This is a genomic window from Acinetobacter nosocomialis NIPH 2119 (genome assembly GCF_000368085.1).
Taxonomy (GTDB): Bacteria; Pseudomonadota; Gammaproteobacteria; order Pseudomonadales; family Moraxellaceae; genus Acinetobacter; species Acinetobacter nosocomialis.
The window spans coordinates 1,686,808-1,699,220 of the sequence record NZ_KB849239.1 but is presented as its reverse complement, the minus strand read 5'-3'; the positions used below and the strand labels follow the sequence as shown (position 1 = coordinate 1,699,220).

The 12,413-nt window shown below is 36.4% G+C and carries 16 protein-coding genes; 11 read left to right on the top strand and 5 right to left on the bottom strand.

Annotated elements, in window-relative coordinates; translation table 11 throughout:
- Positions 1-90: 90 nt before the first annotated feature.
- From F984_RS22800 to F984_RS11960, 4 genes are all read left to right on the top strand, one after another.
- Positions 91-477, top strand: coding sequence for an RHS repeat-associated core domain-containing protein (locus F984_RS22800; protein WP_255210321.1), 387 nt, complete (start codon positions 91-93; stop codon positions 475-477).
- Positions 477-839, top strand: coding sequence for a hypothetical protein (locus tag F984_RS11970; RefSeq protein ID WP_004709637.1), 363 nt, complete (start codon positions 477-479; stop codon positions 837-839). Before F984_RS22800 ends, F984_RS11970 begins: the two co-directional genes overlap by 1 nt.
- A gap of 344 nt (positions 840-1,183) precedes the next feature.
- On the top strand, positions 1,184-1,519 hold the full coding sequence (locus F984_RS11965) for a hypothetical protein (protein ID WP_043968514.1): 336 nt from the start codon (positions 1,184-1,186) through the stop codon (positions 1,517-1,519).
- 404 nt (positions 1,520-1,923) lie between these two features.
- Positions 1,924-2,241, top strand: coding sequence for a hypothetical protein (locus tag F984_RS11960; RefSeq protein WP_004709635.1), 318 nt, complete (start codon positions 1,924-1,926; stop codon positions 2,239-2,241).
- 33 nt (positions 2,242-2,274) lie between these two features.
- Here F984_RS11960 and F984_RS11955 read toward each other — a convergent pair whose 3' ends face one another.
- The 4 genes from F984_RS11955 to F984_RS11940 form a co-directional block, all read right to left on the bottom strand.
- Positions 2,275-3,165, bottom strand: a complete 891-nt coding sequence (locus F984_RS11955) for a hypothetical protein (protein WP_004709634.1) — start codon at positions 3,163-3,165, stop codon at positions 2,275-2,277.
- On the bottom strand, positions 3,162-4,229 hold the full coding sequence (locus tag F984_RS11950; RefSeq protein WP_004709632.1) for a GNAT family N-acetyltransferase: 1,068 nt from the start codon (positions 4,227-4,229) through the stop codon (positions 3,162-3,164). The genes F984_RS11955 and F984_RS11950 overlap by 4 nt, the downstream gene beginning before the upstream one ends.
- A gap of 9 nt (positions 4,230-4,238) precedes the next feature.
- Positions 4,239-5,678, bottom strand: coding sequence for an aspartate aminotransferase family protein (locus F984_RS11945; protein WP_004709630.1), 1,440 nt, complete (start codon positions 5,676-5,678; stop codon positions 4,239-4,241).
- A 78-nt stretch (positions 5,679-5,756) separates the two neighbouring features.
- The gene (locus tag F984_RS11940; RefSeq protein ID WP_002048463.1) at positions 5,757-6,512 is read right to left on the bottom strand and encodes a MipA/OmpV family protein; all 756 of its coding nucleotides are present in this window, start codon (positions 6,510-6,512) and stop codon (positions 5,757-5,759) included.
- Between the two features lie 428 nt (positions 6,513-6,940).
- Between F984_RS11940 and F984_RS11935 the strand changes: the two genes are divergently transcribed.
- The 6 genes from F984_RS11935 to F984_RS11910 all read left to right on the top strand — a co-directional run bounded on the left by F984_RS11935 (position 6,941) and on the right by F984_RS11910 (position 11,320).
- Positions 6,941-7,660 carry an MtnX-like HAD-IB family phosphatase gene (locus tag F984_RS11935; protein ID WP_004709628.1) on the top strand — a complete coding sequence of 240 codons (720 nt, stop codon included), beginning with the start codon at positions 6,941-6,943 and terminating at the stop codon, positions 7,658-7,660.
- Positions 7,657-8,541 (top strand): alpha/beta hydrolase, encoded by an 885-nt coding sequence (locus F984_RS11930; protein WP_004709626.1) that lies wholly within the window; start codon positions 7,657-7,659, stop codon positions 8,539-8,541. Before F984_RS11935 ends, F984_RS11930 begins: the two co-directional genes overlap by 4 nt.
- Complete coding sequence (locus tag F984_RS11925) at positions 8,538-8,897, top strand: EamA family transporter (RefSeq protein WP_002048441.1); 360 nt, start codon at positions 8,538-8,540, stop codon at positions 8,895-8,897. Before F984_RS11930 ends, F984_RS11925 begins: the two co-directional genes overlap by 4 nt.
- Positions 8,894-9,292, top strand: coding sequence for a DMT family transporter (locus tag F984_RS11920; RefSeq protein WP_002048474.1), 399 nt, complete (start codon positions 8,894-8,896; stop codon positions 9,290-9,292). The genes F984_RS11925 and F984_RS11920 overlap by 4 nt, the downstream gene beginning before the upstream one ends.
- A gap of 194 nt (positions 9,293-9,486) precedes the next feature.
- Entirely contained in the window at positions 9,487-10,431 is a 945-nt protein-coding gene (locus F984_RS11915; RefSeq protein ID WP_004709623.1) for a DUF4424 family protein, read from the top strand.
- 91 nt (positions 10,432-10,522) lie between these two features.
- Positions 10,523-11,320, top strand: a complete 798-nt coding sequence (locus F984_RS11910) for an SDR family NAD(P)-dependent oxidoreductase (protein ID WP_004709621.1) — start codon at positions 10,523-10,525, stop codon at positions 11,318-11,320.
- Here the strand turns inward: F984_RS11910 and F984_RS11905 are convergent.
- On the bottom strand, positions 11,317-11,919 hold the full coding sequence (locus F984_RS11905) for an HvfX family Cu-binding RiPP maturation protein (RefSeq protein ID WP_002133259.1): 603 nt from the start codon (positions 11,917-11,919) through the stop codon (positions 11,317-11,319). The genes F984_RS11910 and F984_RS11905 overlap by 4 nt on opposite strands.
- A gap of 164 nt (positions 11,920-12,083) precedes the next feature.
- On the opposite strand from F984_RS11905, the gene F984_RS11900 reads away from it, so the two are divergent.
- Entirely contained in the window at positions 12,084-12,392 is a 309-nt protein-coding gene (locus tag F984_RS11900) for an HvfA family oxazolone/thioamide-modified RiPP metallophore (protein WP_004709615.1), read from the top strand.
- Positions 12,393-12,413 lie beyond the last annotated feature (21 nt).

The window sequence follows — 12,413 nt, the reverse complement described above, 5'->3', positions numbered from 1 at the left end:
ATTCTTTTATTGTCATAAAATAATGTTTTTAATAAAACAGGGCTTCATTACAACCGTTATCGTTATTATTCACCATATGTAGGGCGTTTTATTTCCAAAGACCCTATTGGGTTATTGGGAGGATTCAATGGTTATGTTTATGCACCTAATCCAATAGGTTGGGTTGATCCTTATGGTTTAAATAATAATCCTCTTGTAGGAATAGATTTATCAAACAAGAGTAGAAGTCAAATAGAAAATATTTTAAGTAATTCTAGTGAGGTAAGTTATAAAGGTGGTTCTCCTGATAAGAAGTTCATGCAATGGAAATGGAATGATAATGGTCAAACAGCAGTAAGACTAGATCCACCAGATAAAGTTACATTATATGATCATGCTCATTTATATGATAAAAATGGAAATCCATTAGATAAAGATGGAAACATAGTTCCTCGCGAATCCCCAGATGCACATATTCCTATTGGAGACTGTAAGTAATGAAGTTGGAACAAATTGAAACAGCAGATATGGATGTGAAAAGTATAAAGATTTATGGAGATAAGTTTTCTATTTTATTTTCAGCTGTTTATGATACATGCTTAAAACAATATATAAAAAATGTGGAATTAGTTTTTTCTAATTGGAGTTCATTTAAGATTGAAAAGTATGATAGTAATATTGAAGAATATAACCAACTTGATTTACTTGAAATAAATAAGAGTAAAGATTTATTTACTTTAATCCAGATTATACATGTCTCTGAAGATGTAGTTGAGTTAGAGGGTTTTAATGATGATGGTGAGTGGAATAAAGTGGTCTTTTTTAACCCGTCATATAGCTTGAATGTTATTGATATTTAATATTTTTAAATGAATATTTTATTTGGGTGGTGCAATAAGCTAGCTGATTATAGAACCTAATAATCTAATGGAAATAGGCAGTTAATTTAATATAGGCTGACAGGAAAAGTAAACCGAATTTCAGAGTGTAAAATAAAGCAGCTGCTTATAAAATTATGAGAGATTATAAAAAGGATTTACCTCAATATGAGTATATAAGAATGTAAAATATAAAATGGGTTATGTGTATCGCCCAAATGAATCACATATAATAAATGCCTCGCAAAACAATCTTCCACATATAAAGTGGAGTGATTATAGTGCAGGGAAAAAAGCACCAAGTAGTGGCAAAGGGCATATTTTTTATGATGAATAAGCAATCATTAATTTTTGATGAAAAGAAATATCCAATAACATGGCGTTTTAATTCAGTTGATTGTTCTTTATCAGATGAGGATAAGCATAAAATTATTTTCTTGATACAAGATGAATCAAAAAAGCTTTGGAATTCTTTATTTCCGTTTAATAACCTAATGGAAATTAAAGAGAATTATTTTTCACTAGCTGAAAAAAAAGATTTAGATTTTGATGAAGAGGATAGGTCGAGAGATTTTTTTGTTCAAAAATTGCAATCAACTGAATTATTAATTTTTTTTAGGGAAGAAGTAATTGTGCAATTATTCCATCAAGTATACTTATAAAAGCATGGAGTGATTTTTTCTATCCAAGTGATGAGGATTGTATTGTTTATTTAGTTAACAAAGAAAAAATTATTTTTTCATATGAGGAAACTTTTTTTATGGGAATATTCTAACTGACAAAAAATGATGTGATTAATTTTTAAATTTAAGTCCAAACACGGATATTTTTTATATATTGAGTAGAGATAGCAAACATCTATATTTACTTACAACGAGTATGCTTATGTCTTAAAATTAGCTCAAAGCAATCACAACAAGTTTTTTGAAACTTAACTGATACTTCAACTATCAATAAAACTGACAGAATCTAACTTTTTATATCAAATAAAAGAAGTTATCTTAATTCTACTTGAGCACAAACTCTTAAAGTGCTCGTTTTTAATTTGATTTTTTAGGTATTTAAAATGAATAAAATGCATGTAACTTTGGCTGTAGTGGTTGGTTTAATTGTTGGTGGTGTAGTCGGTGCGATAGGTTACTCTAAAACGGCCGCGCGTTATGATGCGATGACCACCGCATGTGTAATGGTCAATCAAGCAGTTGAACACCAGATTTTAAAGCCTGAACAAGTAAAAGAGTTAGGTGAGCTTACAGGTCAAACCCTTAAGAAAGATTATGCTTCTGTGGCATCAAAATTTAAGTTTTCTGAAAAGCAGTTAGGCAATGCTTCTGAAGGCTCGAATTGTAGCCAATTTATTGTTGGCGTAAACGCAGCGAAGTAATTAAAAGAAAACCCACAGATTGTGGGTTTTTTCTTATTGATTTGACCAAGCTGAATCTATGGCATGAATTAACCGTAGGTTCAGTGCTTTCTGTTCTAATTGCCAATTTGAGAGTTCTTCTGCAGTTGGTTCTTGTTGTCCATCCGAAGCTGCTAAAAACCGTTTAAAGTAATTTTTATAATGATAGGCTGAAACATCCCCAGTAATATCCGCAGCTACTAATCGACCCTTACACGCTTCAATCAAGCTCTGTAAGTGCTTCTCTAGAAACTTACCTTGGTCCCAGTTCGTCATGACGACTTCGCTCGACAGCACGTCCTTATCAATCGATAAATAAACAGGTATGTTCGATGCTTTTAGTTCTGTGAGAAATGCAGTTAGTAACTCATCTGGATGATCGAAATTTTGCCATGCATTCTTTTTGCCCGTAAAACGTACCCATGAAGCATTTTGCTGGATGCTCCAGTAATGCAGCTTTCCTTTATATAGAGGTGACCAATGGTTTTCTACTGCATGTAACCATCCAATATCACTTGAGCTAATTCCAAGTACATCTATTCTGGCAACTTGTGGAAGCTTACTTGCCCAATATACCCATGAGCCACAGTGAATACCAAAAGGGTAACGCATATTGTCAGGGTGGTTATCACAGACAATAAGATGAATTGGCTCAGCAGATGGCAATCTTTCCAGTAAAAGCTGAGTAACATGGTGATAATCACCGCTACCTAACAGGACACAACCCATTTTTGAAGGTAAATGCTGGTTTAGGTAAGTACGTAACACGTCGAACTCTTTTAATTTACAACCAAAGCGAATGACTTCTTGCCATGAGCTGAGATCAACGCGTACAGCATCATCAGGATCACCAGCAGAATCATCAAAATTTAAAACGACAGGTGTTCTGTTATTTACTGAACTCATGATCGTGTTTCCTGTTTAACATGCCACTGATGATCTGCTTCAAATAAAGGACGTAATTTCTTTAAAATAAAACGTAAGGCAGGTGAATGTATCCATACCAGATGTCGGGTAAATGTAAATTTAGCACCCAGTTGAGCTTTGACTTCAGGGTCTGTCCAACCTGCGATGTAAAATTTGAGGTTATGGGTTAGGGCATAGTCTAAATTTACGAACCAGCTAATAAAATATAAATTGTAGTCTTTTGCGAGCGGATAATTTAGCCCAATATATTTATCAACCAGATTGTCTTTGTATTCATAACAAATGTTATAGCCGACTAGGGTTGTATCTGCCCAATATAAAAAGACTTTACCGCCACTGTGCATATCTTGAAGAATTTCTGAAAAAAACTCAGGGCTGAGTAGGTCAAAATGTATTTCGCTTTGGTGATAAACGGCCAGATAGAGTTCATATAAATATGTTCTAAACTCATGATCATTAAAGCGTTCATCGCCCGTAGATAACTGTTCAATGTTTAATTCATTTAAACTTTTGAGTTTACGTTTAAAGTTTTTACGGCGTGGTTTAGAGAGTCGAGAAAGATATTCTTCACGGCTTGAAAAATCGATAGGAACATAAGCTAAAGCTTGTCCTTCTACAGATAGAAAACCCTTTTTTTCTGCTTCTTGAATAAAAGTTTGACTGTAATTATTTTCAAGATCGCTGAGCAAAGGTGAGTCTAAAGGAAGATCTTTAATAATACCTAACTTAATTTTCTGGTCATTATTTTTTAAAAAATCTGCTATTGAGTCTAGAGGAAGTCCATTAGGTAATAAGCTGTATTCTGTGACAGTTGTCCCGATAAAACACGTTTTAAAATGAAGGAGTTTTCCCCAGATTTGATAGCTTGGTAATGCTTTAATTTTTTTAAGAAGGACTGTATCTAGAGTCGTTAATAAATCAAACTCTGTATAAAAATAAGGTAAAAAATCGCTAGGCGAATGAACCTGAAAACTTAAAGGTGGATGCTTTAAAAAAGCATCCACCACCGCCTGAGGTTCTAACTGATTCAGGTTTATAGTCATAAATTAATTTTATATTTCCCGTTTAGCTCGAACTAATAATTGGTCAAGTAATACCATCGCTTGATCGATTTCGGCTCTTGAGATCTCTAGTGAAGGTGCGAATGTAATTACGTTCTTGTAATAACCGCCTACATCTAACACCAAACCACATTGTTGACCTTGGTATTCAAGGGTACCTGAAAGACCGATATCGACCATTTTATCCAACAATTCTTTGTTTGGAGTAAAGCCATCAGCCTGACAAATTTCTGCACGTAATGCTAGTCCTAATCCATCAACATCACCAATTTCTGGATGACGTGATTGCAAGTCTTTTAGACCTTCTAGGAAATAAGCACCACTTTCCATGATTTGTTTTTCGTAATCTTTTTCAGCCAACATGTTCATGACTTCAAGTCCAACTGCCGTACCAAGCGGGTTAGACGCAAACGTTGAGTGAGTTGAACCCACTGGGAACGTTTCAGGATTAATCATTTCTTCTTTTGCCCAAATACCGGCAAGTGGGTTTAATCCATTGGTCAACGCTTTACCAAATGCAACAACGTCTGGCGTAATATCGAAATGTTCGAAAGACCAAAGTTTACCGGTACGGTAGAAGCCCATTTGGATTTCATCGACAACCAATAAAATACCGTGGTCATCTAGAACTTTTTTCAGGCCTTTATAGAAGTTTTTCGGTGGAATAACGTAACCGCCAGTACCCTGAATTGTTTCAATATAAAAAGCCGCAAATTCACTTTCACGAACTTTAGGGTCCCAAACGCCGTGGTATTCATTTTCAAAAAGACGCGCGAATTCGGCAACTAACTTATCTGCATATTCTTCTGGTGTCATGCCTTTAGGACGACGGAACGGATATGGGAATGGAATGAACTGAGCACGCTCACCAAAATGACCATAGCGGCGGCGGTAGCGGTAGCTTGAAGTAATTGAAGATGCACCTAAAGTACGGCCATGGTAACCACCTTCGAAGGCAAACATACGGCTTTTGCCTTTGCAGAAGTTACGTACAAGCTTTAATGAATCTTCAATTGCTTGAGAACCACCTACGTTATAGTGAACACGACCTTGTACACCTGTTTTTTTAAACATGTCTTCAGCAATGACTTTGCTGAGTTCAATTTTAGTTGGGTGCAAATATTGGCTGGCAATTTGAGGAAGTTTATGAATTTGGTCGATGAGCGCTTGATCTAAACGTGGGTTTTTATAACCAAAGTTAACCGCTGAATACCACATTTGTAAGTCTAGATAGGGGATATTCTGGTCATCAAAAATATAGCTGCCCTGACAATCCGTAAAAATTTTAGGTGGGTTTACATAGTGTACTGTATCGCCATGTGAACAATACTTTGCCTCATCTGCTAGAAGTTGCGCTTCATTAAGTGGAACGCGATTATTAGAACTAGTTGCAGAAGCGCTTTCTTGCTTGAATGTATGATTGTTGTTCATACTTCTATTCCTTTTACGGTTGGTATTTTCAGTATGTATGTTTTAGATACAGAGGCTGAGTGAAAAAATTGGTTAGAGTTAAAAAGTAAAGGTAAGCCCCACAGCAGGTGTAATATCTGTGCGTTTTTTTACCATTGGACTTTTAAACTGTTCGTTTGATAGATAGTTAAATTCAACAGAACTAAAAGCGTTCACGTGTTTGGAAAGTTTGTAGTTGGCTGTCATGCTCACAAAAGGCGATATACTCTGGCCCGGTTCATATGCTGCGATACCACTCCGTTTACTTTCAGCATCACTGACGCCGTAGTAATACTGGTTATATTTTGCGTTGTTCCATTGGAAACCAGCTTCCGGATAGACGGTCAAATTGCCTTTGTCTAGCTCAGCAAGATAAGAAGCCCTTAAGATAGTACCTTTACTACGGGACAGGACATCGGTATTAAGCCGTGCTTTAAATCCGCCATACGGTGTAATACGCATATAACTTGCACCCGCTAGAACAGACCATTTGCGCTTATCTAATAAATAAAGTTCACCACTTGGATCATATGAGTTGCCATCATAGTGTCCATCGAGGCGTAATTGATTTTTGTCATCTTTGAAGAGGTAATAACCGGCATCGTCGCCTTCAATATAGAATTTGTCATTGTCATAGAAAAAAACAGGTAAAATTGTTTGATAGGTTTTATGACCTTTATAAGCTTGAAAATTTACAGAATAGTTAAAACCCATTGTTAAATCTGGTGAGGAGCTTTCTTGTGCATAAGCAGGGCAGTAAAAACAACTACTGGTTATTGCTACTGCTATGGAGATTTTTTTCAATGGTTTAATCATAATCAGTCTTTCTAGGGTGAAAATAATCGTTTTCTGGTTGTGTTCTGTTCAAAATTTTTTTGAATATAAAAGTTAATTCTTATGCAAATCTTAATAAAAAATTAAATCTAACTTAATTTTGTATTTTTCTGTCTAAATCTTCCATTTTTTAAGAAAAAAATGTCTTTATGAATTTGGTATGATCATTCATTTTAGTGAAAAATATTTTTAAGTATTTGATTGTAAAATACATAAGTAAAATAATTGCTAGTTCTGAATGCTTTAATTCATTTGTTTGTTATTTATACTCTTGTAATTAATGAAATAATATAATACTTAATCCAAAATTTTTTTGAAGACTCCTAATTAAAGAAATTTTTAAGATTTCCCACCTAAAGTCAGACGGTGTTTTTTATAAAAATTCTTAAATTATTCGTGTGAGGCATTTTATGTTCATGGTCAACCAGCATTACTATACAGATCACACTGTACCTTGGCATATTTTATGTGACTTTGATGGGACAATCAGCTTAAAAGATACGACGGACTATTTGCTTGAAACTTATGCAAAAGCTGGTTGGGAAGAAATTGAGGAAGAGTGGGAGCAAGGCAAAATTGGTTCCAAAGTCTGTATGCAAAAACAAATTGAGCTGTTGGATGTCTCTATTGATGAGTTGCAGCAATGTCTTGACCAAATTGAAATTGACCTCGGCTTTATTGAATTAGTAAAGATTACTGCCCAGTATAAAATTCCGTTGACGATTGTAAGTGATGGGCTTGATTTCGTTATTCGCCATATTTTAAAAAAATATAATTTGGAACATTTGCCTGTAATTGCAAACCATCTCGTTCAGACAGGTGAGAGATCATGGCGACTCGAGTTTCCAAATCAAGAAGCGAGCTGCATAAGTCAAAGTGGAACTTGCAAATGTAAGATTGCAAACCAGAAACCTCAAAATCAAATTATTTTGATTGGAGATGGGCGTTCAGATTATTGTCTGGCTGGAAATGCAGATTATGTTTTTGCAAAAAAATCTTTGATAGACCATTGTAGAGAAAACCATATTTTCCATACAAAGTTTGAAAACTTTGTAGAAATTTATCAACCCTTGGCTAAGCTATTAAGCAGTGATTTTGGAATAGACACTCCAGTGACGGTGATTACATGATAAAAGACAACTCATTTTTTTTATCGGGGAACCGAACTGGTATTTTACTCATTCATGGTTTGACGGGTACGCCAAATGAAATGAGAGGAATTGCACGTGTACTTCATCAGGCTGGCTATAGTGTATATGGCGTGCAGTTGGCTGGACACTGTGGTGATGTCGAAGATTTGGTAAATAGCCGATGGGAAGACTGGTTTAATAGTGTAGTTGCAGCTGCAGAAAAGCTAAGAGAGCATACAGATCAGCTATTTGTGGCAGGCTTATCGATGGGATCTTTATTGGCATTAAAGTATGCCTCAGCTTATCCTGTCGATGGCGTAATTGCTTATAGTCCAACCTTTCAATACGATGGCTGGAGCATTCCTTTATGGTCAAAAGTGCTTGCGCCTATTGTTTTGCCGAGTGTTCATTATTTAAATATCTGTCGTAATAATACCTTTGACGAAGCTGAACCATACGGAATCAAAAATGAGGTATTACGTTCGCGTATTGTTCAGGCTATGAATAGCGGTGAAAGTAGTGAAGCAGGTTTACCGGGAAACCCGTGGCATTCATTGTTCCAGTTACAGCGTCTTTCGCGTAATGTTCGTAAAAACCTCTCAAATATTACGGCTCCATGTCTGTTATTACATGCCTATGACGATGATATTGCTCACCGAAGAAATAGTGAGTTAATTTATGCCAAAGTGAAGGGTCCTAAGACCTTAATCTGGCTTTATAACAGCTATCACATGATCACGATTGATAATGACCGTAAACAAGTCATTGAAGAATCCATTCGATTTATTGAACAATACCAACATCCAAAAAAGCAGTCAGAACATCCATCAACTCATCACGAACGTAAAACTTCACCTGAAAAAATTGGTGAGCTTTTATGAATATTGTGGTGTTCAGTGTATGGATGCTAACCATTTTGATTGATACTGTTGGGCAGTTGGCTTTTAAGGCCGCTGCTCATGAAAGTAAAACCAATGAAGGGCTTGAGCATTGGTGGTTCATGGCGAAACGTCCATGGATATGGCTCGGTATTTTTTGCTATATCTTTGAGTTTGTCGTTTGGCTTGCTTTCCTCTCGTTAGTTCCACTCTCTATTGGGGTCATGTTAGGCTGTATCAACATTGTCGTGATTATGCTTGCTGGGCGCTTATTCTTTAATGAAAAACTAACTCGAAATCGCTTAATTGGTGTAGTTCTGATTGCGGTCGGTGTCACTATTGTTGGGATTGGGGCATGAAAAAATTTTATATTATTGGTTTTTTAATATTAATGCTCTTCGATACATTGGCTCAAATCAGTTTTAAGTTAGCTTCCATTCATGCGATGCCTTTAACTTTTGATGTAGATTGGCTGTTCCGAGTTTTTGGACATCCTTGGATTTATGGGGCTTTTATTGGATATATAGGTGCCTTTTTTATCTGGATGAACTTATTAAAGCATGCGCCTATAGGGCCGGCTTTTGCAGCTTCACATTTAGAACTCATCACGGTGATGTTTTTGTCGATTTGGCTGTTTAATGAACCGCTAACATTTACAAAAGTTACTGGCGCTATTCTTATTTTTGCAGGTGTTTGCTTCTTGGCTAAAGACGAAGAAGAGAGCCATAGTCATGAAGAAGTCGCCACAAAATAAAATATATGTATTCTTTTAAAGCGATTATTTTTACAGCCGCTGACTTTGTGAAAGTGAGTGGCTCATAAAAGATTGTTTTAGCCAAATTATTTACCTCTTTTTAATTACTTTTAACGTACTTACCTCAACAGTCTTAAAACAGCTATCATTTAGGTTGATATTACATAATCAAAAAATGACATAGAGACTTTAAAATGAAAAAGCTTGTAATGACTTTAGCTGTTTTGATTCCGCTCTCAAGCTATAGCTTAGCCAATGACTCGACGGGTTACGTCGGCACAGGTGGCATTCAGTATTTAAAAAACTCTCAAGTTGCTATGCAAAGTGAAGATTTATTTATAAGTAAAAAGATAATTAGAGTTGATTATCTATATAAAAATTTAAGTAATAAGGATGTCACTGAAACTATTTTATTTCCGCTACCACGTGTAGATAACTTTTTTGAAGCAGATTTTGCAAATACTGAAGCACTTTTAAAGAGCTTTAAAATTGTGGTGGATGGTCAAAATATAAAACCCGAAATGCATGTCAGAACGTTTATTCAAAAAGATGAAAAATCACCTTTACTGGATGTAACTGATGAGTTTAAGCAATGTGGTTTTACTGAAAAAGATATGCTCAATCCATGGACGCGCAACAATAATAATTATGATGATTATGTAGATAAGCTAAAACAATGTAATAAACCACAAATGCAGAAAATTTTAGCTCAATTTGAAAAAGATGATGTGATCCCATGGTCATCTCAAGTTATTTATAGCTGGAAGCAAACCTTTAAAGCAAATGGCTTAACTAAAATTCACCATGAATATAAGCCGTTAGTGGGTGGTTCTGTTGCGCTATATCCAGACGAAGATAGCAAGCAATTTTGCATGGATAAACAATTTAAGCAGGGTCTTAAAAAAGCTCAGGCAGAACATTCGCCGTTTAGTGCTTTAGGTTATATTTTGACGACAGGTGCTAACTGGGCAAAGCCTATTGAAAACTTTAAGTTAACAATTGAACGTGATAAAGATGAACTGGTTTCATTTTGTTGGGATGGTAAAGTCAATAAAATTAGTCCGACTCAATTTCAAATGACTAAAACCAAGTTTGTACCAAAACAAGACTTAGACGTTATTTTTGTTCATCTGCCATAAGCTCATACAAACTTTAATCTGTATAAAATTGCATCACTTTTGATTGTGTGTCATAACCTAACTATGGCGCACAATAACAAGAGGATGCCGTATGTTACTCAAGGGAAAAGTAGCAGTAATTTTTGGAGGCAGTGGCGCGATTGGAACTGCGATTGCGCAGGTTTTTCTTCGTGAAGGAGCACATGTTTATTTATGCGCAAGAGATTTAAATAAACTGCAAAACATTGCGACACAACTGCAAAAATACGAAGGCGCGGTACATACCGTCAGGGTTGATGTGCTAGATAGCCAAGCAACCAGTGAGGTAGTTGCTCAAATGGCTCAAGAGGCGATCGGTTTAGATATCGTCATCAATGCGACCAGTTTTATTCATAATCAAGGCAAAGAAATTCTAGAGTTAAACCTTGAGGAGTTTGTCGGGGGAATAAATCCATTTCTAACGGCGCAGTTTAATATCTCTAAAGCTGTGATTCCTTATATGGGCGGTAAGCGCGGCGGAACCATCATTTCAATTGTGGCGCCTTCAGCACGAATGGCGATACCCGGGCATTTAGGACATATTGTGGGCTGTGCTGGAATTGAGGACTTTATTAAAGCTCTTGCCAGTGAGCTAGGCCCTAAGAATATACGGGTACTCGGTGTGCGCTCACATGCAATTATTGATGCTGTTCAAGCGGGTTCTTATACACGTGAATTGTTTGAGTCTAAAGCACAGGCAATGGGACTTAGCATAGGACAATGGCTTGAAGGTGCTGCTCAGAGCACCATGCTAAAACGACTACCGACACTTTCACAAGTTGCAGAAACCGTTGCTTTTCTTGCATCGGAACATGCGAACTCGATGACCGCAACGGTTGTAAACATGACTGCTGGCACAATAATCGATTAGCGTAGTTTATTTCTAATCCAATAATCTAAACTGAAATAACGGCCGCCTCCAAGTACAAGAAGGGCAAGTAGCATAATCATATAGGTCGCGGCAAATTCAATTCCGTTATTTAAAATAACAAACGAACCGCTCGATGTAAGCCAGTCATAGTTGCCATAGTTCTGTAAAATCTCTCGAGCTTTATCTAACTTTTCAGCGGAAGCCAATACTTGCATGTTCGCGAAGGGAGCATGCGGGTCTGCAATTGCTTGCCATCCATTTGGGAGGTGTACCGTAAATATTGCAACTAACATGGTAATAATAAGAGGAATACTAATTAAACGGGTAAATAAACCTAATGTTAAAAGTATGGCACCTGCTAGTTCAGTTGACGTTGCAAGCACGGCCATTAAATAGGGAAAAGGAAGGCCCAATCCTCCATCTGAACTGCCGAACCATTCTACAATGTCATTGAAGTGCATCAGTTTATTTGTACCCGCCATCCAAAATATGGGGACTAGGTATAATCGAATAGCCAATGCGGCAATGCCGTCAATATGTTGTAAAGACTTACCGAGGTTTTGATAATATCGAGATAAGCCATAAATAAAGTTCTTCATGATAATTTCACATCCAATGCGATTGAATAATAATTAGTCGGATGGAAACTGTATTTCTTACATAAAAATTTTTTTTATTTACGGTGTAATAAAAAGGGATTTAGTCCGTCTAACTTTATGTACATGTGTACAAACCGAGAAATTAGCATTAAAGGAATACGAAAATGAACAAACTCAACTCAATGACTTCAGTGGCAGCATTATTAGCACTTTCAGTTGCAGGTGCTACGCAAATGGCTGTAGCAGCAACCAATACAACAACTGAAGTACATGCAACTAAAGCAGCTGATGGTAAATGTGGTGAAGCGAAATGCGGAGCTAACAAAATGAAAAAACATGAAAAATCTGCGGAAGCAAAATGTGGAGCAAATAAAAAAGCAGCAGATGGTAAATGCGGAGCAACTAAGAAAGCAGCGGACGGCAAGTGCGGGGCAGATAAAAAAGTTGCTGATGGCAAGTGTGGCGCCAAGTAAACAATCTAATCATGGATGATG